We start from the raw sequence: 23,319 nt of genomic DNA, 5'->3' as shown, positions 1-23,319 counted from the left end.
GGTCGCACCGCCTACAAAGTTTGCCGGAACCGCAAACGCCTAACTGCACAGCATCGCGGCGACGTAGGCGGGCCAGGGCCGCCCGTCGAAGTCCGGCAGCTCGACCTGAACCGGCTGGTCCTCCACCGACACCATGAGCCAGTCGAGGTCGGCCGGGCGCGGGGTGCAGCGCAGGCGGCCGGCCACGGTGAGCTGGGCGACCGCGCCCGGGTCGAGGGGCACCGCACGGGCGGCGGCCGCGGCGACCTCGTCGTAGGAGACCTCCGCGCCGGTCGCGAACCCGGGCATCACGGCGACGGCCAGGCGAGCGAAGGCGGGATCCCGGTCCGGCATCGCCATGCCGCGGACCCGGGCCGGGCTCTGGTTGTGGTTCTGCAGGGACACCTGGAGCACGAAGTCCTTCGCGGTGTTCTCGAACGCCGAGCCCTGCGTCGGCTCGTCGGCCAGACGCACCCGGCCCGGCTCGAACGGCAACGACGAGACAGCCGGCTGCGGCGCCGCCCGGTGCTCGCGGCTCTCCCGCCGCTGGAACTCGCTGACCGCGATCCCGGCCACCGCGGCCACGGCCAGCACGGCGATCAAGGCCTTGCCGGGCGGGCGGGAGAAGAACCCGCGGCGTTCGCCGCCCTGTTCGAGAACGTCAGCCGGCACGCTTGCGGGCCCGGCGGGCCGCCAGTTCGTCGCCCGCCGACGGCTGCGGATCGGACCCCACCGGGACCGGGCCGGCGGCCGGTTCGGCCGGCAGGTTGGTCAGTGAACCCTGGATCTCCTTGAAGGCGCCGCCGATGGCGATGCCGAACACGCCCTGGCCGCCCTGCAGCAGGTCGACCACCTCCTCCGGGGAGCGGCACTCGTAGACCGTCGTGCCGTCGGAGATGAGGGTGATGCCGGCCAGGTCCTCCACGCCGCGCGAGCGCAGCGTCTCGATCGCCCGGCGGATGTTCTGCAACGACACGCCCGCGTCGAGCAGGCGCTTGACCACCTTGAGGACCACCAGGTCGCGGAACGAGTAGAGCCGCTGGGTGCCCGAGCCGGACGCGTCACGGATGCTGGGCACGACCAGAGTCGTGCGCGCCCAGTAGTCGAGCTGGCGGTAGCTGATGCCGACCGCCTGGCACGCCGTCACCCCGCGATAACCGACCGAGCCGTCCTCGCCGACGAGGGGACCCTCATGTTCAAGGGGCTGCTCGTGCACGCGACCACCTCCCCGCTGCGCGGTGCCGCCGCTTCACCTGGACTTCACGAGCGTATATCTCAGGGCCCGCCGAAACAGCTAGGTAACGCGACGACACGCCGCGCACGGGCGAGGCCGTTGTCGATCTTTCCCTCGCGCCGGGGACGCCTCAGGGGGACGCTCAGCCGGCGAAATCCTCCGGGCGGACCTGGTCGAGGAACTCGCGGAACTTCTCGACCTCGTCCTCCTGCTCGTCGGGGATGACGATCCCGGCCTCGGTGAGCACCTCGTCGGCGCAGCGGATCGGCGCGCCGACCCGCAGGGCGAGGGCGATCGAGTCGCTGGGCCGGGCCGAGACCCGCACCCCGTCCTCACCGATCAGCAGATCGGCGTAGAAGACGTTGTCCTTCAGCTCGGTGATCTCGACCGCGGTCAACGGCGCCTCGAGGGCGGCCAGGATGTCGCGCAGCAGATCGTGGGTCAGCGGACGGGCGGGTTTGACACCCTGCTGCTCGTACGCGATGGCGGTCGCCTCGACCGCACCGATCCAGATCGGCAGATACCGATCACCGTCAACTTCTCGCAGCAGGACGATCGGCTGGTTGCTCGGCAGCTCCACCCGAACTCCGACCACGCTCAGCTCGCGCACCGCCCGCCTCCGTGTCGTTTTCGCGCCGCCCGCAACGGCTGCCCCTATCCTGCACGGTACACGCACGCCGTCCGGATCCCACCGGTGCCGCATACCCTTGGAAAGCCTAGGCGAACCGGCCTCAGCGACCGAGTTCGCCGCGCAGCCCGGCCCGGACCAATGCAGCATGCAGACGCTGTGAGAGCGCCTGCAGATCCCGGGCCGTCTCATTGGCCCGGGCCCGTGCGGCCGGGTCGCTCTGGCGCACCAGCGGCGCCAGGAGCTGCGTGAACAGGCCTACCTCACGATCCGCGGCGGCCCGGAACCCGCGCAGATGACGCACTTCCAACCCGTACTTCGTGAGACCCACCACGGCCTCGACGATGACCACGGCATCGCCGTCGTACCACCCCGGCGGCCGCGCGGTGACCAGGCCCATGCGCTCGAGCTCGTCGAGCAGCTCGGCCGGGGCGCCCGTGCGCTCCATCACATCCTCCCGGGGGACCCGGGTGTCGGACGGATCAGCCGCCTTCTCGGCCCCCACGGCGACCAGGGCCGGGCGGCTCGGCGCCACCGGCTCCTCGGACTCCATGCGGTCGAGCTGCTCGCGGATCACCCGCAGCGGAAGATACTGATCGCGTTGCGCGGTGAGGACGAACCTCAGCCGCGCCACGTCGTTCCACGAGTACTTCCTGTACCCGGAGGCGGTGCGCTGAGGATCGACCAGCCCCTCCGCCTCCAGGAACCGCAACTTGGAGATCGTGGTGTCGGGGAACTCGGTGCGCAGATGGGCCAGCACCTCCCCGATGCTCATCAGCGCAGGCTCACGCCCGCCCTGGGGACGCGAGGCCCCCGGGTCGCGCGCGGCCGCCCCCGACACAGACACCCCTAGCTGCCCTCGGCCTCGGGCCGCGGACCAGCGATGAACACCAGCCGGAACTTGCCGATCTGGACCTCGTCGCCGTTGCTGAGCGTGGCCGCCTCGACCCGCTCCCGGTTGACGTAGGTGCCGTTGAGCGAACCCACGTCGCGCACCGTGAACGTGCCGCCGTCGCGGTGGAACTCGGCGTGGCGGCGCGAGACCGTCACGTCGTCGAGGAAGATGTCACTGTCGGGGTGACGTCCACTGGTCGTCACGTCGTGGTCCAGCAGGAAGCGGGCGCCCGCGTTGGGACCCCGGCGCACCACCAGCAGCGCCATCCCGGGCGGGAGCGAGGCCGACATGCGGCTCGGCACCACGTCGGTGTCGGGACCCTCGAGCACCTCGTCGAGGGCGCCGAGGTTCAGCGTGGACGTGACGTCGAGTGGGGGGAACTCGTCGTCTGGGCGCGTCATCGGACCACCTCACGGATCAGTTGGTCGTGGCGTGCGGCAAAGGTCTCCCCCGGCCGCGCCGTAAGGCTTGGACGCACGACTATCGGTTTCAAAGAGATAACAAGGTTGTGCCCCGCAACCCTAGTCAGGGCCAATATCGCGGGGCAACCGGACACACTGACGGGAATCAGTTCTCCGTCAAGGCTTTATAGGCATCGGCGTCGAGCAACTGCGCCACCGCGCCGGAATCGGCCGGCGCGATCTCGACCAGCCAGCCCGCCGCGTAGGGCTCGGCGTTGATCAACTCGGGCTCGTCGGTCAGCGAGGCGTTCTTGGCAACGATCGTGCCCGCCAGCGGGGCGTAGATCTCCGACACGCTCTTGGTCGACTCGATCTCGCCGAGCGAGTCGCCCGCCGCCACCTCGGTGCCCTCGTCGGGCAGCTGCACGAACACGATGTCGCCCAGTGCATCCTGCGCGAAATGAGTGATGCCCACCCGCACGGGCCCGCTGCCGTCGCCGGCCACCCACTCGTGTTCCGCCGTGTACCGCAGGTCCTCAGGAATCACGCGTTCTCTCCCGTTGTCACGATTCCCGGCGCCCTCATCAGGAGGCCGGACGTGCGTATTGCATGGTCTTGGCGTCCCGGATCGCGGTCACTTCGACCAAGGTCCGTTGTTCCAACGTCACGCTACCGCCGTCACTGTTCACCGACGCCACCACCCCGCCCGGGATCTGCAGCGCCGTCTGCATGACCGACGGCTGCCCGATCACGGTCAGCACGTACGGCCCGGACAGGCCCTGACCGTCGGCCACGATGCCGCCGCCCTCGGCGTCGACGAAATAGCTCGACGCCACGATCCGTACGGGCCGGCCGCCCGCCCCGGCGATCTGCATCACCTCACCACCGGCGCCGCGCAACTCCTGCACCGTGTTGAGGATCGCGCCGGCCTTGACCCCGTCGATCACGATCCGCAGACCCGGACCGCGCCCGGCCAGGGTGCCCGCCAGCAGGCCCAGCTCGTCGGAACGCTTCTGCGCCTCGGCCAGCGCCGCCTGCCGGCCCGCCACGCCCGAGGTGAGCTGACGCTGGCTGGTCTCCAGGGCGCTGATCTCGCTCTGCAGGCGGCTGTCGCGCGCCTCCAGGTCGCTCAGGATGCGCACCAGGTCCTCCTGACGCGCGCCGGCCAGGCCCTCGTCGCTGTCGTTGCTCTTGAGCTGCACCGCCAGCGTGAACCCGAACAACGCCAGCAGCACCAGGATCAGCGCTCCGGCCGAGCTGGGCCGCTTCTGGAAGAGCCCGCGGGCACCGGGAGGAGCTTCTTGCCGTACGGGCTCGGACCGCTCCTCGACCGGGGCCGGCTCAGGGTCCGGTTCGGGCGCCTTGACCGGCGGTTCGAGCACCCGCGTGGTCTCGCCCGGATCGGGTTGTGCCGACTGCTCCGGTGTCACTGGATCGGGTGACGGCACCGGCGGCGTCTCGCGCGGCACGGACAGCGGCCGCGTCGGCCCGTCCAGCTCGACGGTCCGGGAGTCCATGGCGGCCGGCGCCGGCCGCACCTCCGTCGGTTCCTCGTCGCCGGGCGGCGGTTTGCGACCCGCGGCCGGCATGCCCGGCTCGGGCTCGTTCTGGTCGGTCATCACTCCCCCGATCAGGCCCGGAACAGGTGCCGGCGGATCGCCGCCACATTGCCGAAGATGCGCACGCCGAGGACGACCACGACGCCCGTGGAGAGCTGGGTGCCCACGCCGAGCTGGTCGCCGAGATACACGATCAGCGCGGCCACCAGCACGTTCGAGATGAACGAGACGACGAACTGCTTGTCGTCGAAGATGCCGTCGAGCCGCGCCCGCACCCCGCCGAACACCGCGTCCAGCGCCGCCACCACCGCGATCGGCAAATAGGGCTGCAGGACCACCGGCACGGTGGGATCGAACACGATGCCCAGGGCGACACCGGCGATCAGGGCGAGTACGGCGATCATCGGCCGCCTTCCGACGTCGAGCGGGACGGCTCGGCCGGGGAGGAGGCCGAACCGGGAGAAGTCAGGGTCGAGAGGGCGGGCGGCGGCGTGGAGGGCTGAGCCACCCGCAGCTTGAGCTCGGTCGCCGCGTCGAGCCGCACATCGGTGGTCTCGCGGGCGTCGAAGGACATGCCGTACTTGGCCGACAGCTGGTCGAAGAACCGGCCCGCGTAGCCCGACCGGAAATCGCGGGCCAGGTCGCCGGGGCCGAGTGCGACCACCTCGTACGGGGTGGTGACCGGCCGCAGGTCGACCAGGATCGCCTCGCCGGCCTGCCGGATCGTCGACGTCGCGGTCAGCCGCTGCCCGTTGATGGCGATCGCCTCGGCCCCCAGCGACCACAACGCGTTCGCGGCCAGCTGCAGGTCGGAGTCCTTGACCCGGGCCACCGTGTTGCGCTCACCGGTGACCGGGTCGACCGGCGTGGGGCCGTCGCCCACCGTGATCGTGGCGCCCGAGCCGCGCACCGCGGCCAGACCGGTCGCTGCCTCGGTGTCGCGCAGCCGCTGCACCTCGTCGTCGGTGAGCTCGGCCTCGCGCAGGTCGGACACCTCGTCGGCCAGCTTGTCGGCCCGGTCCTGCAGCTCGGCGGTCGTCTCCCGGCGGTTCTGCACCTGCTGGACCAGTTCGGCGCGGGCCGTCGTCCGGGCCGGCTCGTCCTTGACCGTCTGCTTGTACGCCATCACCAGCAGGACACCCAGCGCGACCAGGGTCACCGCGAGCGCGCCGCTGGACAGCTTCTTGCGCACGCCGGTCGGTTCGCCGTCGCGCTGCTTGCGGGCGGCCGCGTCGGCGTAGCCGGGGTCGAGCGGATTACGGAACAGCTCCGTCAGGAAGTCGGGCTGGAAGGTCCGCTTCGAGGGCTGCTCGTCGGCGTCCGGCATCACGGGGCCGTCCGGGAGGACCGCAGCAATTGCACGGTCTGCGCCAGATAGAGGACACCGGCCGCCCAGTAGAGCCCAAGTGCCCACCAGGCCAGGCCCCACCCGATCGGGCCGGCCCAGGAGTCGATCGACGGCACGGCCGCGGCCAGCAGGATCACCGGGAACGCCGCCAGCAGCACGAACGTGCCGGTCTTGCCCACGTAGTGCACGGGCGGCGGGCCGAACCCGTGCCGGCGCAGCCCCAGCAGGGCCACGGCCAGCACGGCCTCCCGCAGCAGCAGGGCACCGGTCAGCCAGTACGGCACGACGCCGCGCACGGTGAAGCCGATCAGCGTGGCCAGGATGTAGAGGCGGTCGGCGAACGGGTCGAGCAGCTCACCGAGCCGGCTCACCGAATTCATCCGCCGGGCCACGTAGCCGTCGACCCAGTCGGTGGTGCCGCCCACGGCCAGCACGATCACCGCGGCCACGTCGTGCTGCGGACCGAGCAGAAGGTACAGGAAGAGCGGCACGCCGAGCAGGCGGATGAAGCTGATGACGTTCGGGATCGTCCAGATCCGGTTGGACGGGGCAGCGACGGACGGCGCAGGCTGCTGCGACATCGCGACTTCCTCTCCCCCTCCGGAGCCGGGCAACGACCCGGCCTGACCCCGGCATACGCCGGCCCGGATGCACGCGTCCCCCGACGCCCGGGCCCCCCACCGGCCACTCGCCGAGCAACTATAACGAGCTTCAGAATCCGAGTCGCGGACCCGTCACGTGTCGCACATCGTGTCCGCCATCCTAGGAACCTAGTTTTATCGGTGCGACGCGGGGTGCGGAAAGACGGACACCGGCTGTCAGGTTTTGGCGGAAGAGTCGGCGGCATGGCAGAACAACCATTGACCGGCAAGATCGCACTCGTGGCCGGGGCCACCCGCGGCGCCGGGCGGCAGATCGCGGTGCAGCTGGGGGCGGCCGGGGCGACCGTGTACGCGACCGGGCGCAGCACCCGCGGGCAGCGCTCCGAGATGAACCGGCCCGAGACGATCGAGGAGACCGCGGACCTGGTCACCGCGGCCGGCGGCACGGGCATCGCGGTCGCCGTCGACCACCTCGTCCCCTCCCGGGTGGCCGACCTCGTGCAGCGGATCGACGACGAGCAGGGGCGGCTCGACGTGCTGGTCAACGACGTGTGGGGCGGAGACCCCCTGGCGACCTGGAACAAACCCGTCTGGGAGCAGTCGCTCGACAACGGCTTCCGGCTGCTGCGCCTGGCCGTCGACACGCACATCACGACCGCGCACTTCGCGATGCCGCTGCTGATCCGCAACCCGGGCGGTCTCGTCGTCGAGATGGGCGACGGCACCACGGCCTACAACGAGGCCAACTACCGGCTGTCGGTCTTCTACGACCTGGCCAAGACGGCGGTGAACCGGCTCGCGTTCGCCTGGGCGCAGGAACTCGCCCCGCACGGCGGCACGTCGGTCGCGCTCACCCCGGGCTGGCTGCGCTCCGAGATGATGCTCGACCACTTCGGCGTGACCGAGGACAACTGGCTTGACGGTGCCGCGCGGGAACCCCACTTCGCGATCTCGGAATCCCCCGCGTACGTGGGCCGGGCCGTGGCCGCCCTGGCCGCCGACCCCGGCCGGGCACGCTGGAACGGCAAGTCCACCTCGAGCGGTGAGCTGGCCCGGGTGTACGGCTTCACCGACCTCGACGGGAGCCGGCCCGACGCCTGGCGCTACCTCGTCGAGGTGCAGGACCCCGGCAAGCCCGCCGACGTAACCGGCTACCGGTAGAGGTCCATGGTTCTTTGCGCTGCCTCGGCCGTCCGCGTGCGCAGCGCTTGGGGTTCGAGCACCTCCACGTGCGGGCCGAGCCGCAGCATGTACGAGTAGGCGACGTCGAGCGACTCCACCCGCAGCCGGGTCCGCACCCACCCCTGCGGATCCGGCCGGTCCGCCTCCACCATCGCCTCGTCGTACGCGATCGTCTCGGCCACGAACCGCAGCACCCGTACGCCGTCCGGGCTGAGCCGGATCGTGATGACCTCACGCAGCATCTGCCGCACGAACGCGACGGCCCGCTCGGCCCAGAACTCCTGGAGCGCGAAGGCCGCGTCCCGCTCGAACCGCCGCCCGGTCGGCTCGGCCCCGGTGATCCGGTCGGCGCGATAGGTGCGCAGGTCCTCCCCCACCTGGCCGACGAGATACCAGACGCCGTTCTTGAGGACCAGCCCGTACGGCGAGACCGTACGGGTCACCTCGTCGTGCCGCTGATAGGTGATCGCCAGTTCCTGGTCGTGCCACACGGCCTGCGCCAGTCCCGCCAGCACCGGCGGCGTCTGCGGATCGTGGAACCAGCCCGGCGCGTCCAGGTGGAACCGCTGCCCGGCCCGCTCCGACGCCTCCTGCAGCCCCGCCGGCAACGCCGCCAGGATCTTGAGCCGGGCCGTCTCCGCCGCCTCGGTCATGCCCATCTCGCGGGCCGGTCCGGGCAGCCCCGCCAGGAACAACGCCTCCGCCTCGGCCCGCGACAAACCGGTCAGCCGGGTCCGGTAGCCGTCCACGAGCCGATACCCACCGACCCGGCCCTGCTGGGCGTAGACCGGCACACCCGCCGCCGACAGCGCGACGACGTCCCGATAGACCGTGCGCTCCGAAACTTCGAGCTCAGCCGCCAGCTCGGCCGCGGTCATCGTCCCCCGCGCCTGCAACAGAAGCACCAGATTGATCAGCCGGGCCGCCCGCATCCCCGCATTGTGCCCGGGGCCCCTCCGGTGCCACCAATCCCGCGCACGGTTCTCGAGCGCAACCACTCACTCACGTCGCCCGGCCGGCTCGAGCGTTCCGGGCGCGCCAGCGCCCTGCTCGGGCCGGCCGGGTCCTCGCGGGAGCGACGGTTCGTACCCCCCACCCCGCGAGGACATCGGCTTTCGGCTTTTGATCGTCAGCGTCTCCCCCGGCGCGCCCGCACGTAGTCGTCAACGACATAACGCCCCAGCTCTTCGGCGTCCGGGCTGAAGACGCGGCCGCCGTTGCGTTCGGCGACCTTGGCCACGAAGCGTTGCAGGCCCGGGTCCTCGCCCAGCATGAAGAAGTTGAGCGTGGCCCCGTACCGCGTCAGGTGATCGACCTCGTGGACGGTGGCGCGGATCGTCTCGGGCAGCGGCGGCCACCAGAACCTGGCCTCGCCGTCCTCGAGGTGCGCCGTCGGTTCGCCGTCGGTGACGACCAGCACGACCGGTTCGGCTCCGGGGTGCCGCCGCAGGTGCCGGCCGGCCAGGTTGAGGGCGTGCTGCAGGTTGGTGCCCTTCTCCATCGACGGCTCGATCGCGGCGAGCTGGCCCTGCGACAGGGTCGACGCGTACGGGCCGAAGCCGATGATCTGCAGCGAGTCCTGCGGGAACTGGGTCTCGACGAGGTGGGACAGCGCGAGCGCGGTCTGTTTCATCGGGCCCCAGCGGCCGTCGGCGAACATCGAGTAGGACAGGTCGACCAGCAGTGCGACCGCGGCCGAGGCGCGCCGCTCGGTCTCGGCGACCTCGAAGTCGTCGGGTTCGAGCCGGACGGGCAGCACGCCCACCCCGCCGGCTCCGGCCCGCCGCCGGACCGCGTTGCCGATGGTGCGCACCACGTCGAGGGGCTGCTCGTCACCGAACTCCCAGCGCCGCGACGAGCCGATCAGGTCGCCCGCCGCTCCGGCGTCGCGCAGGTCGTGCTGCCCCTGCTTGCGGCCCGACAGGTCGTCGAAGACCTGCGCCAACGCCGTACGCCCGAGCCGGCGCAGCGCCTTGGGCGAGAGCGTGAGGCCCTCGGCGTCGCGGGTCACCCAGCCCTGACGGGTCAGCTCCCGTTCCAGCTCCCGCAGCCGCCGGACGTCGTCGGCCGCGCCCCGGCCCAGCTGGCGTTCGACCATGTCGACGTCCACGTCGTCGAGCGTGGCCCCCGGATGTTCCTGCCCGAGCTGGTCGAGCAGTTCGTCCAGTTCGCCGATCTCGCCCAGGGCCGAGGCCGCGTCGCCGTAGCCCAGGTCGTTGGGGCCGCGCACCCGTTCGCCGCGACCCCAGTTCAGGTTGGGCCGCAGCGCGCGCAGGTTGTCGGTCATCCGGCCCAGCTGGCCCCGCAGCGGGCCGTCGCCCAGGGCCTGGTCCATCAGCCGGGACAGTTCCTCCTGCTGCTGCGGGCTGAGCGAACGCATGAGCCGCTCGGCCGCCGCGGCCCGCCGGGCCAGGGAGTCGACGAGCTCCTCGACGTTCTGCGGATTTTCCGGGAAGAACTGGCCGTGCTTGGCCATGAACTGCTGGAACGCGTCGCCGGTGTCCTCGCCGCGGGCGTGCTTCTCGAGCAGGTCGTTGAGGTCGGACACCATCTCGTTGACGCCGTCGAAGTCGCCCTGTTCGAGGGCCTGCTTCATGCCCGCGAACCGCTGCTCGACCACCTCGCGGCGCAACCCGTCGAGGATCTGCTGGTAGAGCCGGCGGGCCTCGTCGGACGCCCAGTTGTAGTCGGAGAGTTCCTCGACCGCCCGCGACGTGGACCGGGGCAGGTTGTCGAGCACCGCCTCGGCGAAGCGGGACCCGTCGTCGTCGCGGGCCCGCAGCTCGTCGCGCTCGGTGGCCACGGCCTGGTCGAGCAGCTGCTGGGCCCGGGTGACGGCGCCGTCCAGGTTGCCCCGGCGCAGGGCGTCGCGGCGCATCCGGCGGGCGCGGTCGCGCAGCGAGTCGAGCCCGCGGCCGTCCCGCGGCCCGCGGCGGATCAGGTCGCGGAGCACGTCGCGCAGGTTGTCGCCCTCGAGGACGCGTTCGCCGACCTCGTCGACGGCGGCGCGCACGTCGTACGGCGGGGCGAGCGGGTCGGGCCCGTCCCGCCACGCGCCATAACGGAACCGATTGCCGGCCATGTCAGCTCCCGTACAGGGTGCGGCCGTCGTCGGTGAGCTCCTTGGCCAGCCGTCTGGTCAGATGCAGCCCCTCGAGCACGAACTCGATGCCGGATGCGGCCTGCCCCGGGCTGGGGGCGTCGCCCAGGCCGAGCCGGTCGAGCACCTTGGCCAGGCCGGGCACGGTGCCGATCTGGCCCAGCAGCTCCTCCGCGCTGACCAGGTCGCCGGTCTCGATGATGGCGCCCTCGGCGACCAGCTCGGTGAAACCGGACAGGTCGAGCCCGCCCAGCCGGTCCCGGAACGTCTCGGCGGTGGCGACCCGCAGCAGGTGGCTGAGCACCTCGGTCTCGCGGCCCTCCTCGCCGCTCTCGAACTCGACCTTGCCCCGGAGCGTCGAGGTGACCGACACGGTGTCACCGATGCGGGCCACGGCCTCACGTTCCTGCCGCAGGCCGCTGCGCCGCAGGGCGCTGGCCGCGACCGTCTCGGCGGCGGCGATGGCGAACCGGGCCGAGATGCCCGAGCGGGCGTCGACCGACGGCGACTCGCGGACCGCGCGGGTGTAGCGGGCCAGCACGTCGAGCAGGTGCTCGGGCACGGCCGCGACCAGGTCGGCCTCCTGCCGGATGAGCTCGGTCTCCAGCGCCAGGTCGACCGGGTAGTGCGTGCGGATCTCGGCGCCGAACCTGTCCTTGAGCGGCGTGATGATGCGGCCGCGGTTGGTGTAGTCCTCCGGGTTGGCCGACGCCACGAGCAGCAGGTCGAGCGGGAGCCGCAGCTGGTAGCCGCGGACCTGGATGTCCCGCTCCTCCAGCACGTTGAGCAGCGACACCTGGATGCGTTCGGCCAGGTCGGGCAGCTCGTTGACGGCGAAGATGCCCCTGTTGGTGCGGGGGACCAGCCCGAAGTGAATCGTGTCGGGGTCGCCCAGGGCGCGGCCCTCGGCCACCTTGATCGGGTCGACGTCGCCGATCAGGTCGCCCACGCTGGTGTCGGGGGTGGCCAGCTTCTCGCCGTACCGCTCGGAACGGTGCAGCCACGAGATCGGCAACAGGTCACCGGTCTCCTGCACGAGCCGGCGGCTGGCCGGGGTCAGCGGGTGATACGGGTGTTCGTGCAGCTCGGAGCCGGTGATGACCGGAGTCCACTCGTCGAGCAGGCCGATCAGCCCACGGATGAGCCGGGTCTTGCCCTGGCCCCGTTCGCCGAGCAGAACCATGTCGTGCCCGGCCAGCAAGGCCCGCTCGACCTCGGGCAGGACGGTGTCGTCGTAGCCCACGATGCCGGGGAAGCGGGGCCCGCCGTCGCGCAGGCGGGCCAGCAGGTTGTCGCGCAGCTCCTGCTTCACGGTCTTGAACTCGTGACCCGAGGCTTTCAGTTCGCCCAGAGTGCGCGGAAGGTCGGATGGGGGTGTGATCGCGGTTGGTGCGTCTGTCACCGCAAGAACGCTACTCCGAGGTTGTGACAACTTGCCGCCCGTCGCTTCCTCAGCTTCGCGGCCGCCCCGCCGATCCGGCGGGGCTGTGACGGAGAAGTACCCCTGGCTGCGGGCGGCGACCGCCGTGGTCGTCATCGCCGTGGCCGCCGGCGGCCTCGCTCATGCGGTCGACCGGATCGCGCCGCCGGAGGACTACGCCGGCGCGCGGCGGCCCTACATCGAGCGGGTCCCGCTCTTCGAGCCGTACGTCAATCCGCTCGAGCCGCTCATGCCCGTCATCGGTCCGGTTCCGCTCTCCAGCCCGGTGTCGCTCGGGGGCGAGCCCGACCTCTCCGTCCAGCTCCGGGCAGACCTCGGCCCCGACCCGGCGACGTTCACCGTTCGCGTGCGCAACGTCGGCACCAAGCCGATCGACGGCTCGTTCGCGGACGGGGGCGCCGCCCTGCTGGACACCGACCGGGCCGGCCGGCTCAAGCCCGCGCGCGTCGAGCTGCTGTCGCCGCGCGGCGCCCGTCCCTCGGAGGTCGGCCCGGGGTCGGAGATCGTGCTCGCCATGACCTTCGACGTGCCGCCCGGCGCCCGGCCGGCGTTGCTGACGCTGTCGGTGAAACTCGGCCAGTCCTTCCCGTCGGGGCAGTGGGTGCTGTCCCCGCAAAGCCCGGCGCCTCGCTGACCCGTGGCCGGGCCTCAACGTGCGTGAGCCCGCCAGCGCACATTGATGTAACCCTTACTTTCCGGACTGCGACGCCTGGATGGCGCTGGTTCCCGGAAGTCGAGCTCAAAGCGATCGGCCGCGATACTGCTGGTCGGGGCACCTAGAACAGCGTCAGCAACATCCGCGACTACCTGGTCCGTGGTAATTAAACGTTCTTTCGAACTCCTTGAAATCAACAAGAAGTTGAAGCGCCATCTCTGCGATATCCAATGTCAGTGTCAGATATCGCACGGAACTCGCCGCCAGCATCCTGAAATATTGATTCGCGTGCACATGGGCCGCCTTGGGCAACGCCACCCGGGCGTGCGCCGCGAAAATACGCAGGGCGGGTTCCGGCTGGAACGCACTGAGCGAGCAAGCGGCAGACAGCACCGTGGCAGACCGTCGGATGATCTTGCCCGAAATACATGATCAAGCGATCACTGTGCGGTTTCCGCCGTAAGGCTCTCCAGGTCGCCCAACTCTTGTCCCTCAGCATGCCAGCATGCGCCCAGAGCTGATCCTCAGTCCGGATAACGGGGAGATAGAAGCGGTTCCTCCTGTTCTCACCGCACTGCATCCCGACAATTTCTTGAAGCGTCGTCGAGGCGACCGAGAAGCAGAGAGGCGAGTCCTTCTCCCGAAGGGCCGCCGATGCCAGCTGAGTATCAAGCATCACCATTGAGACCTCCACCCTCAGCTGACCGGATGTTACTTCGTTCGGGCCGGCCGTTGTGCCGTTGCGCTGTCACCAAGCCGATTGCCTGCCGCTATCGGACCCCTGCCCTTCACGAGCCGCAATCTTTCTCGAACAGGCCGGACACCCAGCCGGGCCCCGGTATCGGGGTTGCGGAATGGGGCTGGCGCCCGGAACCGGAGCAGGGCAGTCTTGCCGCCATGGCGACCATCGAGCGTTACGCGGCCTTCACCGACGACCCCCGCGGCGGCAACCCGGCCGGGGTGGTGCGGGACGCGGGCGGCCTGGACGACGCGGCGATGCAGAAGATCGCGGCCGACGTCGGCTACTCCGAGACCGCGTTCATCACCGCCGACCACGGCGACGGGCACTTCCGCGTGCGGTATTTCAGCCCGCTGGCCGAGGTCCCCTTCTGCGGGCATGCGACGGTGGCCACGGCGGTCGCGCTCGGGCCGGGGCAACACCGGTTCACGACCAATGCCGGTGAGGTGCCGGTCACGGTCGACGAGCGCGGGCGGGCCACGTTGACCAGCGTGCCTGCGTCGATCAGGGACCTGCCCGCCCTGGATGCCCTGCTGACCGCGTTGGGGTGGAGCGCTGACGATCTCGATCCGGCGTTGCCGCCGCGGGTGGCCTACGCGGGGGCGCACCACCCGGTGCTGGCCGCGCGCACGCGGGAGCGGCTGGCCGACCTCGCGTACGACTTCGAGGCGCTCAAGGGTTTGATGCTGGCGCAGGGCTGGACGACCGTCCAGCTGATCTTCCGTTCCGGGCAGACGAGCTTCGACGTGCGCAATCCGTTCCCGGTCGGGGGTGTGGTGGAGGACCCGGCGACCGGGGCGGCGGCGGCCGCGCTGGGTGGCTATCTGCGGGCGCTCGGCCTGGTGCCCGAGGCCGCGACCCTCGAGGTGCGGCAGGGCGACGACATGGGGCGGCCCAGCCGGCTCACGGTGCAGCTGGTGCCGGGCGATTCCCAGGTGCGGGTCAGCGGCAACGCGGTCCCGATGGCGACGGCGTAGAACGCGGTGCCGATGGTCGCGCGGAAACGGCGAACTTCTAGGATTGCGGCGAGATGAGCGCCACTGTGATTGCCCGTGAGCTCGCCGCTGGGCACGGCGACCGCGTCCTGTTCTCCGGGCTCGACCTGGTGGTCGCGCCGGGCGACGTGATCGGCCTGGTCGGCGTGAACGGGGCGGGCAAGACGACGCTGCTGCGCACGCTGGCCGGGCTGGTGCCGGTGGAGAGCGGCACGGTGTCGCTGAGCCCGCCCACGGCGACTGTGGGCTACCTGCCGCAGGAGCGGGAGCGCCGCGAGGGTGAGACGGTCCGCGACTTCCTGGCTCGCCGCACGGGTGTGGGCCCGGCCCAGCAGCAGCTCGACGTCGCGACCGAGCGGCTGACCGCGGGGGCCCGGGGCGCCGACGACGAGTACGCGACGGCCCTGGAACGCTGGCTGGACCTGGGCGGCGCCGACCTCGACGAGCGGGCCGAGCAGGTCGCCGCCGAGCTGGGTCTGGCCGTGGGGCTCGACCACCCGATGACCGCGCTCTCGGGGGGTCAGGCGGCCCGCGCGGGCATGGCGTCGCTGCTGCTCAGCCGGTATGACATCTATCTGCTGGACGAGCCGACCAACGACCTCGACCTGGACGGGCTGCGCCGCCTGGAAGCGTTCGTCGAGCGCATCAAGAAGGGCACTTTGCTGGTCAGCCACGACCGCGAGTTCCTCACCCGTACGGTCACCAAGGTCCTCGAACTCGATCTGGCGCAGCAGCAGGTCACGCTGTACGGCGGCGGCTACGCGTCCTACCTGGAGGAGCGCGACCGGGCGCGGCGGCAGGCCCGGCAGGACTTCGAGGAGTACGCCGACAAGAAGGACGACCTGCTGGAACGGGCGCGGATGCAGCGGGCCTGGATGGACAAGGGCGTCAAGAACGCGCGGCGCAAGTCGACCGACAACGACAAGATCGGCAAGGCGTACCGGGCCGAGTCGAGCGAGAAGCAGGCGGCCAAGGCCCGGCAGACCGAGAAGATGATCGAGCGGCTGGAGGTGGTCGAGGAGCCGCGCAAGGAGTGGGAGCTGCGGATGGAGATCGCCGCGGCGCCCCGCTCGGGTGCGGTCGTGGCCACCCTGCGCGACGCGGTCGTGCGGCGTGGGGACTTCCAGCTGGGGCCGGTCACGCTGCAGATCGACTGGGCCGACCGGGTCGCGATCACGGGCGCCAACGGGTCCGGCAAGTCGACGCTGCTGGCGGCGCTCCTGCAGAGAATCGGTCTCGACGAGGGTGACGCCCATCTGGGCTCGGGCGTGGTCGTCGGCGAGATCGATCAGGCGCGCGGGCTCTTCCTGGGCGACCGGCCGCTGATGGCGGCCTTCGGCGCGGCCGTGCCCGAGATGAGCGACGCCGACGTGCGCACGCTGCTGGCCAAGTTCGGGCTGCGGTCCGCGCACGTGCCCCGGCCCGCCGCGAGCCTGTCCCCCGGTGAACGCACCCGGGCCGCCCTGGCCCTGCTGCAGGCCCGCGGCGTCAACCTGCTCGTGCTCGACGAACCCACCAACCACCTCGACCTGCCCGCCATCGAGCAGCTGGAGTCGGCGCTGGCCTCCTACGCGGGAACGCTTCTGCTGGTCACGCACGACCGCCGGATGCTGGAGGCGGTCACCACCACCAGGCATCTGCAGGTGGCCGACGGCAAGGTGACCGGCTAGGGCTCGAGGGGGATCGTGGCGCGCACGCCGGCCAGGCCCACGGCGGGCCACGACACCACCAGGTCGAGCACCTGGCCGGGCGGGCGGGGCAGGACGAACTCGCCGGACGCGAAGTGGTCGCCGGCCTCCCCCTCGTACGGGTCGAGGACCACCGCGTCCCGGTCGCGCAGCACGGCGATCGTGGCCCCCCACGGCCCGATGGTGCCGACCGGCAACCGGACCCGGCTGTGACTCTCCACGGCCATCGACAGGACGCCGCCGACCTCGGTGAGCCGGGTCAGCACCACCACACCGTCCTGTTCGCGGGCCAGCACCCGGGGCCGGGCGCAGATCCGGCCGTTCTCCAGCGGCGGGGTGTCGAGGAACCCGGCGGCGGGCCGGCGGCGGACCCCGGCCGGCACGGGGGCCATGAACACCGGCGCCTGCCAGACCGAGGCGCAGCCGCGTTCGACCTCGTCGCGGCCGGGCAGCGGGAGCACCGTCGTGAACTCCGCGAAGCCGATCTCGGGCCAGGCCAGCACCAGCTCGAACTGGTCGTACGTGGTGGGGAACCGGGTCCGGGTGCGCCATGTCGCGCCGTCGGAGGCCACCGAGCCGTACTCCCAGCGCGCGCGGCCGGTGTCGTCGAGCCGGCCCACGCGCAGGTCGACCCCTTCGTCGTACGGGGGGAGCAAGTGCCGGGCCGCGGGTGGGCCGGGAACGCCGCGCCGGGCGATCAGCTCGACGTCCAGACCGGACGGACGCGCAATGATCTGGACCACGCCCACGGTCAGGGCCGGCTGACGTACCAGCAGCCCACCGCGGTGCGCCGGCACCCCCACGCTCGCCTCTGGCAGCATGCGCACACCGTAGTCCCTGCCGAGCGGTTCATGTTCCGCCGACTTGGGGAACTACCGTCGGCAAGGTAGCTGTGGTGAGGAGAAGCCGATGGCGGCGAAGCGCCTGTTCGTGTCCGCGCTGGTCGCGGTGGTGGGGCTGACCGGGTGCAGCATCGTGCCCCTGGAGGAGGACCGGCCGACGCGCCGCACCACCAGCGGCGACACGGTCACCGCGGCACTGAGCGATGTGGAACGCTTCTGGACGGCCGAGTTCGGCAGCGTCTCCGGCGGCGACAAGTTCACCAAGGTGCAGGGCGGCTACTTCCCATACTCGAAGGCCGACCCGCCGCCGTCGTGCGGGGGCCAGCAGGCCTCGTACGAGCCGAACGCCTTCTACTGCCCACCCGACGACTTCATCGCGTGGGACGCCCAGCAGCTCATCCCCGAGCTGGAGAACGACTACGGCCCGCTGCTGGTCGGCGTGGTGATCGCCCACGAGTACGGGCACGCCATCCAGACCCGGCTCGGCGACACCACCGGCCAGCCCACCGTCGTGCTCGAGCAGCAGGCCGACTGTTACGCCGGGGCCTGGCTGTCCGACGTGCTGGCCGGCAAGTCGACCGGCTTCAAGGACGTGACGCCGGCGCAGCTCGACGACGCCGTGGCCGGTGTGCTGACCCTGCGCGACCAGCCGGGCACCCCGGCGCAGGCCGAGGGCGCGCACGGCAACGCCTTCGACCGCATCCGCGCGTTGCAGGACGGTGTCGAGGAGGGCGTGCGCACCTGCGCCGGCTACAACCGGCAGAACCTGCCGGTGACCGAGGTGCCCTTCACCACCCGCGAGGACGCCGAGAGCGGCGGCAACCTGGCGTACGACCAGGCGGTGTCGTTGCTGGCCGACGACGCCCAGGCGTACTGGCAGCGCACCTACCCCCAGCTGAGCGGGGGCGCGCAGTGGGCCGACCTGCCGATCCAGCCGTTCCGCGCGGGCAACCCGCCGGACTGCCCGCAGCCGGACGCCTCGGCCGAGGGCCGCGCGTTCTACTGCCCCGACGGCGACTTCGTGGCGTTCGACAGCACCGGGCTGGGCCCGGCCCTGCACCAGCGGATCGGCGACTTCGCGCTGGGCATGCTGATGGGCGACTTGTTCGCCCGGGCCGCGCAGGACCGCCGGGGCGAGCCGACCCGCACCGAGCCGGGCCAGCTGACCGTCGACTGCCTGGCCGGCTCGTGGACCAACGACCTGCTCACCCGCGGCCGGGACAGCAAGGTCACCCTCTCCCCCGGCGACCTCGACGAGGCCGTGCAGGCGCTGCTGGCCTTCGGCCGGGCCGGCGAGGGCGAGGGCCCCACCGCGTTCGACCGGATTGCCGCCTACCGGGAGGGCACCCTCAAGGGCCTGCAGGCGTGCACGTCCTAAGCTGGGCCGGTGCCGGAGATCGTGGAGCTGCTCGCGTCGCCGATCCACCGGTTCTCCGGCCGGCCGGCGGCGGGTCCCGCGCCCGCGCCGCCCGGTGAGCTGGTCGACGTGATCGAGGTGCGGGCCGGGCTGGGGGTCGTGGGCGACCGCTACTTCGCCCAGCCGGCGCACCGCGACGCGAGCGTCACCGTGATCAGCCGGGAGTCGCTGCCCGCGGGCGCGGGCCTGATCGCCGTGCGGCGCAACATCCTGCTGGCCGGCGTGCCCGTGGACGACCTGGTCGGCTCGGTGCTGACCCTCGACTCCGGCGACGGGCCGGTGCGCCTGCAGGTCAACCGCAGGGCCCACCCGTGCGCGTGGATGGAGGTGACCGTCGGGCCCGGCGCGTGGAAGGCTCTGCGCGGCAAGGGCGGCATCCGCTGCACACCGCTCGACGACGGCTTCCTGCGCGCCGGCCCGGTGACGGTGTCCTAGATCAGGGCGGCCAGGGCGTCGGCCACGTCGCCCAGGCCCTCGTGGGGGTCGCCCGCGGGTTCGGTCATGTACGTGTCGCGGCGGATCTCCACCATGAGGGCCGACACCGCCTCGTCGCGGCCGTAGTGGGTCAGCGGGACGTAGGCGCCGGCGAACGGGGTGTTGATCGCGACCTCGTAGGCCCCGAAGGCGGCGCGGGCCGCGGCCACCAGGTCGTCCGGGGTGTGGAAGTCGTCGGTGCCCAGGCAGATCTGCGGGCGGGGGCCGTCGCCGTGCAGCTCGTAAGGCAGCGCCCGCCGGGGGTAGGAGTGCACGTCGATGATCACGGCCCGTCCGGTGGCGGCCAGCCGCTCGGTCACCAGGTCGGTGAACCCTTGCGCGTACGGATGGAAATGCTCGTCGAGCAGCTCCCCGCCCGCGAACTCGGCCGCCCGCAGCCGCCGGCCCGCGTAGCCGTGGGTGTAGACCGCCCCCATGCCGACGGCGCGCATCTCCTCGCGCTCGTCGGGGAACCGCTCGGGGTCCACGACCAGGCGCGACAGCCCGTTGGCGAAGATCCACGGCCGTACCGGCGCGGTGTCGGCGGCCCGCAGCGCGATCAGGTCGGTGTGCGCGTCGGTCAGATGATCGAGCTCGTCGGTCAGCCCCGCCTCGTCGAGCAGCAGGCCGGCCCGGGCCCGCTCGGTGAGCTCTCGTGACGCGTGCGGCACGTGGAGGATCACCGGCGAGCCCGGGTCGCCGGGCAGCACGTGGAACACGGGGACCTACTCGGCCAGGGCCGAGCACACCGTGTTGACGATCAGGCGGGTCACGACGTACGGGTCGCAGTTGGCGTTGGGCCGGCGGTCCTCGATGTAACCCTTGCCGTCCTTCTCCACCTGCCACGGGATGCGCACCGAGGCGCCGCGGTCGGAGACGCCGTAGCTGTACTTGCTCCAGGGGGCGGTCTCGTGCATGCCGGTCAGGCGGTGCTCGATGTCGGCGCCGTACCCGGCCACGTGCTCCTCCACCTTGCCCTCGGCGCCCATCGACTCGGCGGCCTTGATGATCGCCTCGTAGTTCGAGCGCATGGCGTTGGTGGAGAAGTTGGTGTGCGCGCCGGCGCCGTTCCAGTCGCCCTTGACCGGCTTGGGGTCGAGGGTGGCGGAGACGTTGTAGTCCTCGGCGACGCGGTAGAGCAGCCACCGGGCGATCCACAGCTCGTCGGCCACGGCCGGCGCGCCGACCGGGCCGATCTGGAACTCCCACTGGCCGGGCATGACCTCGGCGTTGATGCCGGACAGGTGCAGGCCGGCCTCGAGGCACAGGTCCATGTGGGCCTCGACGATCGCGCGGCCGAAGACCTCGTCGGAGCCGACGCCGCAGTAGTAGCCGCCCTGCGGGGCCGGGTAGCCGCCGCCGATCGGGAAGCCCAGCGGGCGGCCGTCCTTGAAGAACGTGTACTCCTGCTCGATGCCGAAGATCGGCTCCTGGTCGGCGAACTTGGCCGCCACCTCGGCGCACGCGGCGCGGGTGTTGGTCGGGTGCGGCGTGCCGTCGATCAGCAGCACCTCGCACATGACCAGCACGTTCTTGCCCCCGCGGATCGGGTCGGGGCAGGTGAAGACGGGCTTGAGCACGCAGTCGGACTTGTCGCCGGGCGCCTGGTTGGTGCTGGAGCCGTCGAAGCCCCAGATCGGCAGCTCCGCGCCGTCCTCGACGATCTTGGTCTTCGAGCGCAGCTTGGCGGTCGGCTGCGTGCCGTCGACCCAGATGTATTCAGCCTTGAACGGCAAAGCGATCTCCTTATCAGGGGGTTCCGGACTCGCAGAAGGCTACCGACGCTTGATCACTCTCAGTGGTCCCGGCGCGTGAGAGGATCACCACGCTCCGCGTTAACACGGGGGAAACACTGGGCGTTTCGCGGTTCTTCATCCGGATAGGGACGGGACGCCTTAGCTTCGGAGCGTGCGGTTCTTGAGCAGTGTCGGAATCGGTGCGCGCCTCGCGGGCGCCTTCAGCGGGGTGTGCCTGTGCATGGTGGCCGCCCTCGGGATCGGGCTCTGGGGTCAGCACAGCGCTGCGGATGCCGCCGAGCGACTGGCGGGGGCGAGCGAGGTGCGCGCCGGGGCGATCACTGCCGAGTTCCGCACGGCCGACCTCAACGGGTGGCAGAACGGGTATGCCTTCGACATCCTGCGCGGCGTGCCCGACGCGACCTCCGACACCGCCGGGCAGCGCAAGAAGTTCCTTGCGGCCGCACAGATGTTTGAGCAGAGCCTGTCCGCGCTGCGCGACGCCGACCTCTCCGCCGATCAGGACGCCGCCCTCGCTACCGCCGAGGGGACGTTCAAGCAGTTCGTCACCGTCGACGACGAGGTGATCCGGCTGTTCCGTGCGGGCACGCCGAGTGCTGTCCGGCAGGCCGGCAACCTGGTCGCGGACGAGGCGACCGCGCAGATGCAGGCCATGATCGCGGCCATCGACACACTGACGAAGCTGGCGAACGACCAGGCCTCCGCGGCCCGTGAGGACGCCCGGTCCGCCGCCGCCACCGCGCGCGACTTCATGATCGTGGCCGGTCTGCTCGCGCTGGCGCTGGCCGCCGTGCTGGCCTGGCTGGTCACCCACAGCATCACCGGGCCGCTCGGGGCCACCGTCGCGACGCTGCGGCAGGTCGCGGACAAGAACCTGACCGTACGGGCTCCGGACGGCGGCCGCGACGAACTGGGGGTGATGGGCCGGGCGCTCAACAGCACGCTCGAGGTGCTGTTGCACGCATTCAACCGGATCAGCGACCACAGCCGCACGCTCTCCGGCGCGTCCAGCGAGCTCAGCACCACCTCGACCCGGATCGCCGGCGCCGCCGCGGACGCGTCGGGCCAGTCCGACCGGGTGGCGTCGTCGGCCGAGGAGGTCTCGCGCAGCGTGCAGACCGTGGCCGCGGGCACCGAGCAGATGAACGCGGCCATCCGCGAGATCTCGGGCAGCGCCAGCCAGGCCGCCGCGGTCGCGGCCGGTGGCGTGGACAGCGCCCGCGAGGCCGGCGAGACCATCGGTCAGCTCGGCCGCTCCAGCGCCGAGATCGGCGAGGTCGTCAAGCTGATCACCGCGATCGCCGAGCAGACCAACCTGCTGGCCCTCAACGCCACCATCGAGGCGGCCCGGGCGGGCGAGGCCGGCAAGGGCTTCGCGGTCGTGGCCAGCGAGGTCAAGGACCTGGCGCAGGAGACGGCCAAGGCCACCGAGGACATCGCGGCCCGGGTGCAGGCCATCCAGCACGACACCACCGCCGCGATCTCGGCCATCGACCGGATCAGCGGCATCATCGGCGCGGTCAACGAGCACTCGACGACGATCGCCGCCGCCGTGGAGGAGCAGACCGCGACCACGGCCGAGATGAGCCGCAACATCGTCGAGGCGGCCACGGGCTCCGGCGCGATCGCCCGGAACGTCTCCGGTGTGGCCACGGCGGCCCAGGTCACCTCGGACGGCGTGACCGAGGCGCAGGAGACTGCCGAACGCCTCGAGCGGATGTCGCACGAACTGCGCGAGATCGTCGGCCAGTTCCAGCTGACCCGCTAATCGTGGCCGTAGCCGACGCCGTCCAGCGCCTCGTGGTGTGAGGCGATGACGGGGACGGCGGCCGCGGCGACCTCCCGGACCCGGGCGTCGCCGGCGTTCACGGCCGCCTGGCGGGCGCGGGCCAGGGACGTGGCGTGCCCGGCCGCCTGCGTGGAGACGTAGAGGGGGTCGAACAGGCTGGGCGGCGTCACCTCGTACCGCGCGCCGAGCGCCTGTTGCTTCTTGCTGGGCTCGTCGGGCAGCCGCACCTGCACGAGGGCCGCCACCCGGATCACCTCGGCGTCCATCGCCATGTGGTCCCGCACGAGCCGGGCCGCCAGGGCGCGCACGCCGGGGCTGGGCGACTTCTGAGCGGCCAGCCGGCCGCCGGCGATCTCGGCCAGGTTGGTCTGATGGGCGACACGCAGGAACGTGGCGTCCCGGTCGGCGACATCGGCCAGGGCCGCGGCCGGGGCGGGCAGTAACGCCCCCACCAGCGCGGCGGCGGCCACAGTGCTGCTGAACAATTCGGGCCTCCCTCACATATCGGATACCGGGTTACCCGGGGCCTGGTCCCATATGCGCGTACGGGGAGATTTTGTGGCGCTCCGCAACGAGGTGATCACGTGGCACTAT

General features: G+C 71.6%; 24 protein-coding genes. 7 read left to right on the top strand and 17 right to left on the bottom strand.

Annotated elements, in window-relative coordinates; all coding sequences use genetic code 11:
• Nucleotides 1-39: 39 nt before the first annotated feature.
• From BKA14_RS09320 to clsA, 10 genes are all read right to left on the bottom strand, one after another.
• Nucleotides 40-651, bottom strand: coding sequence for a hypothetical protein (locus BKA14_RS09320; protein ID WP_184950511.1), 612 nt, complete (start codon nucleotides 649-651; stop codon nucleotides 40-42).
• Nucleotides 641-1,195 (bottom strand): MerR family transcriptional regulator, encoded by a 555-nt coding sequence (locus BKA14_RS09315; protein ID WP_184950510.1) that lies wholly within the window; start codon nucleotides 1,193-1,195, stop codon nucleotides 641-643. Before BKA14_RS09315 ends, BKA14_RS09320 begins: the two co-directional genes overlap by 11 nt.
• 160 nt (nucleotides 1,196-1,355) lie before the next feature.
• Nucleotides 1,356-1,823 (bottom strand): bifunctional nuclease family protein, encoded by a 468-nt coding sequence (locus BKA14_RS09310; protein WP_184950509.1) that lies wholly within the window; start codon nucleotides 1,821-1,823, stop codon nucleotides 1,356-1,358.
• 121 nt (nucleotides 1,824-1,944) lie between these two features.
• Nucleotides 1,945-2,616, bottom strand: a complete 672-nt coding sequence (ftsR, locus tag BKA14_RS09305) for a transcriptional regulator FtsR (RefSeq protein ID WP_184950508.1) — start codon at nucleotides 2,614-2,616, stop codon at nucleotides 1,945-1,947.
• A gap of 74 nt (nucleotides 2,617-2,690) precedes the next feature.
• The gene (odhI, locus tag BKA14_RS09300; protein ID WP_184950507.1) at nucleotides 2,691-3,137 is read right to left on the bottom strand and encodes an oxoglutarate dehydrogenase inhibitor Odhl; all 447 of its coding nucleotides are present in this window, start codon (nucleotides 3,135-3,137) and stop codon (nucleotides 2,691-2,693) included.
• Nucleotides 3,138-3,303: 166 nt separating this feature from the next.
• Nucleotides 3,304-3,684: a glycine cleavage system protein GcvH gene (gcvH, locus tag BKA14_RS09295; protein ID WP_184950506.1), complete on the bottom strand. Its 381-nt coding sequence runs from the start codon at nucleotides 3,682-3,684 to the stop codon at nucleotides 3,304-3,306.
• 37 nt (nucleotides 3,685-3,721) lie between these two features.
• Nucleotides 3,722-4,654, bottom strand: coding sequence for a DUF881 domain-containing protein (locus tag BKA14_RS09290; RefSeq protein ID WP_438861940.1), 933 nt, complete (start codon nucleotides 4,652-4,654; stop codon nucleotides 3,722-3,724).
• A 113-nt stretch (nucleotides 4,655-4,767) separates the two neighbouring features.
• On the bottom strand, nucleotides 4,768-5,100 hold the full coding sequence (locus BKA14_RS09285) for a small basic family protein (RefSeq protein ID WP_184950504.1): 333 nt from the start codon (nucleotides 5,098-5,100) through the stop codon (nucleotides 4,768-4,770).
• Nucleotides 5,097-6,023 carry a DUF881 domain-containing protein gene (locus tag BKA14_RS09280; RefSeq protein ID WP_184950503.1) on the bottom strand — a complete coding sequence of 309 codons (927 nt, stop codon included), beginning with the start codon at nucleotides 6,021-6,023 and terminating at the stop codon, nucleotides 5,097-5,099. The genes BKA14_RS09285 and BKA14_RS09280 overlap by 4 nt, the downstream gene beginning before the upstream one ends.
• A complete protein-coding gene (clsA, locus tag BKA14_RS09275; RefSeq protein WP_184950502.1) occupies nucleotides 6,023-6,625 on the bottom strand; it encodes a cardiolipin synthase ClsA in 603 nt (200 codons plus the stop codon). The genes BKA14_RS09280 and clsA overlap by 1 nt, the downstream gene beginning before the upstream one ends.
• 264 nt (nucleotides 6,626-6,889) lie before the next feature.
• Here clsA and BKA14_RS09270 point away from each other — a divergent pair, with 264 nt between their 5' ends.
• Nucleotides 6,890-7,807, top strand: a complete 918-nt coding sequence (locus tag BKA14_RS09270) for an SDR family oxidoreductase (RefSeq protein WP_184950501.1) — start codon at nucleotides 6,890-6,892, stop codon at nucleotides 7,805-7,807.
• Here the strand turns inward: BKA14_RS09270 and BKA14_RS09265 are convergent.
• The 3 genes from BKA14_RS09265 to BKA14_RS09255 form a co-directional block, all read right to left on the bottom strand.
• The gene (locus BKA14_RS09265; protein ID WP_184950500.1) at nucleotides 7,798-8,760 is read right to left on the bottom strand and encodes a helix-turn-helix transcriptional regulator; all 963 of its coding nucleotides are present in this window, start codon (nucleotides 8,758-8,760) and stop codon (nucleotides 7,798-7,800) included. The genes BKA14_RS09270 and BKA14_RS09265 overlap by 10 nt on opposite strands.
• A gap of 197 nt (nucleotides 8,761-8,957) precedes the next feature.
• Nucleotides 8,958-10,910: a vWA domain-containing protein gene (locus BKA14_RS09260; protein ID WP_184950499.1), complete on the bottom strand. Its 1,953-nt coding sequence runs from the start codon at nucleotides 10,908-10,910 to the stop codon at nucleotides 8,958-8,960.
• Between the two features lies 1 nt (nucleotide 10,911).
• The gene (locus BKA14_RS09255; RefSeq protein WP_184950498.1) at nucleotides 10,912-12,330 is read right to left on the bottom strand and encodes a sigma 54-interacting transcriptional regulator; all 1,419 of its coding nucleotides are present in this window, start codon (nucleotides 12,328-12,330) and stop codon (nucleotides 10,912-10,914) included.
• An 85-nt stretch (nucleotides 12,331-12,415) separates the two neighbouring features.
• On the opposite strand from BKA14_RS09255, the gene BKA14_RS09250 reads away from it, so the two are divergent.
• The 3 genes from BKA14_RS09250 to BKA14_RS09240 all read left to right on the top strand — a co-directional run bounded on the left by BKA14_RS09250 (nucleotide 12,416) and on the right by BKA14_RS09240 (nucleotide 16,428).
• The gene (locus BKA14_RS09250; protein WP_184950497.1) at nucleotides 12,416-13,003 is read left to right on the top strand and encodes a COG1361 family protein; all 588 of its coding nucleotides are present in this window, start codon (nucleotides 12,416-12,418) and stop codon (nucleotides 13,001-13,003) included.
• 918 nt (nucleotides 13,004-13,921) lie between these two features.
• Complete coding sequence (locus BKA14_RS09245; protein WP_184950496.1) at nucleotides 13,922-14,740, top strand: PhzF family phenazine biosynthesis protein; 819 nt, start codon at nucleotides 13,922-13,924, stop codon at nucleotides 14,738-14,740.
• Between the two features lie 53 nt (nucleotides 14,741-14,793).
• Complete coding sequence (locus BKA14_RS09240) at nucleotides 14,794-16,428, top strand: ABC-F family ATP-binding cassette domain-containing protein (protein ID WP_184950495.1); 1,635 nt, start codon at nucleotides 14,794-14,796, stop codon at nucleotides 16,426-16,428.
• On the opposite strand, the gene BKA14_RS09235 is transcribed toward BKA14_RS09240, so the two are convergent.
• Nucleotides 16,425-17,267 (bottom strand): hypothetical protein, encoded by an 843-nt coding sequence (locus BKA14_RS09235; protein ID WP_184950494.1) that lies wholly within the window; start codon nucleotides 17,265-17,267, stop codon nucleotides 16,425-16,427. The two genes, BKA14_RS09240 and BKA14_RS09235, sit on opposite strands and share 4 nt — an antisense overlap.
• 88 nt (nucleotides 17,268-17,355) lie before the next feature.
• On the opposite strand from BKA14_RS09235, the gene BKA14_RS09230 reads away from it, so the two are divergent.
• Nucleotides 17,356-18,666, top strand: a complete 1,311-nt coding sequence (locus BKA14_RS09230; protein WP_184950493.1) for a neutral zinc metallopeptidase — start codon at nucleotides 17,356-17,358, stop codon at nucleotides 18,664-18,666.
• 9 nt (nucleotides 18,667-18,675) lie between these two features.
• Nucleotides 18,676-19,140, top strand: a complete 465-nt coding sequence (locus BKA14_RS09225; RefSeq protein ID WP_184950492.1) for a molybdenum cofactor biosysynthesis protein — start codon at nucleotides 18,676-18,678, stop codon at nucleotides 19,138-19,140.
• Here BKA14_RS09225 and BKA14_RS09220 read toward each other — a convergent pair.
• Nucleotides 19,137-19,898, bottom strand: a complete 762-nt coding sequence (locus tag BKA14_RS09220; protein WP_184950491.1) for an N-formylglutamate amidohydrolase — start codon at nucleotides 19,896-19,898, stop codon at nucleotides 19,137-19,139. The genes BKA14_RS09225 and BKA14_RS09220 overlap by 4 nt on opposite strands.
• Nucleotides 19,899-19,904: 6 nt before the next feature.
• Nucleotides 19,905-20,915, bottom strand: a complete 1,011-nt coding sequence (gene glnII, locus BKA14_RS09215) for a glutamine synthetase (protein ID WP_184950490.1) — start codon at nucleotides 20,913-20,915, stop codon at nucleotides 19,905-19,907.
• 172 nt (nucleotides 20,916-21,087) lie between these two features.
• On the opposite strand from glnII, the gene BKA14_RS09210 reads away from it, so the two are divergent.
• Nucleotides 21,088-22,704 carry a methyl-accepting chemotaxis protein gene (locus BKA14_RS09210; protein ID WP_184950489.1) on the top strand — a complete coding sequence of 539 codons (1,617 nt, stop codon included), beginning with the start codon at nucleotides 21,088-21,090 and terminating at the stop codon, nucleotides 22,702-22,704.
• On the opposite strand, the gene BKA14_RS09205 is transcribed toward BKA14_RS09210, so the two are convergent.
• Nucleotides 22,701-23,210, bottom strand: a complete 510-nt coding sequence (locus BKA14_RS09205; RefSeq protein WP_184950488.1) for a DUF4142 domain-containing protein — start codon at nucleotides 23,208-23,210, stop codon at nucleotides 22,701-22,703. The genes BKA14_RS09210 and BKA14_RS09205 overlap by 4 nt on opposite strands.
• Nucleotides 23,211-23,319: the final 109 nt, after the last annotated feature.

The organism is Paractinoplanes abujensis (assembly GCF_014204895.1).
Classification (GTDB): Bacteria; Actinomycetota; Actinomycetes; order Mycobacteriales; family Micromonosporaceae; genus Actinoplanes; species Actinoplanes abujensis.
This window is presented reverse-complemented; position numbering and strand designations above follow the sequence as displayed.

Excerpts from the sequence above, each read along its gene's own strand:
- ftsR (WP_184950508.1), bottom strand. The coding sequence starts at position 2,616 with ATGAGCATCGGGGAGGTGCTGGCCCATCTGCGCACCGAGTTCCCCGAC.
- odhI (WP_184950507.1), bottom strand. The coding sequence starts at position 3,137 with ATGACGCGCCCAGACGACGAGTTCCCCCCACTCGACGTCACGTCCACG.
- BKA14_RS09290 (WP_438861940.1), bottom strand. The coding sequence starts at position 4,654 with ATGGACTCCCGGACCGTCGAGCTGGACGGGCCGACGCGGCCGCTGTCC.
- BKA14_RS09285 (WP_184950504.1), bottom strand. The coding sequence starts at position 5,100 with ATGATCGCCGTACTCGCCCTGATCGCCGGTGTCGCCCTGGGCATCGTG.
- BKA14_RS09280 (WP_184950503.1), bottom strand. The coding sequence starts at position 6,023 with ATGCCGGACGCCGACGAGCAGCCCTCGAAGCGGACCTTCCAGCCCGAC.
- clsA (WP_184950502.1), bottom strand. The coding sequence starts at position 6,625 with ATGTCGCAGCAGCCTGCGCCGTCCGTCGCTGCCCCGTCCAACCGGATC.
- BKA14_RS09270 (WP_184950501.1), top strand. The coding sequence starts at position 6,890 with ATGGCAGAACAACCATTGACCGGCAAGATCGCACTCGTGGCCGGGGCC.
- BKA14_RS09265 (WP_184950500.1), bottom strand. The coding sequence starts at position 8,760 with ATGCGGGCGGCCCGGCTGATCAATCTGGTGCTTCTGTTGCAGGCGCGG.
- BKA14_RS09260 (WP_184950499.1), bottom strand. The coding sequence starts at position 10,910 with ATGGCCGGCAATCGGTTCCGTTATGGCGCGTGGCGGGACGGGCCCGAC.
- BKA14_RS09245 (WP_184950496.1), top strand. The coding sequence starts at position 13,922 with ATGGCGACCATCGAGCGTTACGCGGCCTTCACCGACGACCCCCGCGGC.
- BKA14_RS09240 (WP_184950495.1), top strand. The coding sequence starts at position 14,794 with ATGAGCGCCACTGTGATTGCCCGTGAGCTCGCCGCTGGGCACGGCGAC.
- BKA14_RS09235 (WP_184950494.1), bottom strand. The coding sequence starts at position 17,267 with ATGCTGCCAGAGGCGAGCGTGGGGGTGCCGGCGCACCGCGGTGGGCTG.
- BKA14_RS09230 (WP_184950493.1), top strand. The coding sequence starts at position 17,356 with ATGGCGGCGAAGCGCCTGTTCGTGTCCGCGCTGGTCGCGGTGGTGGGG.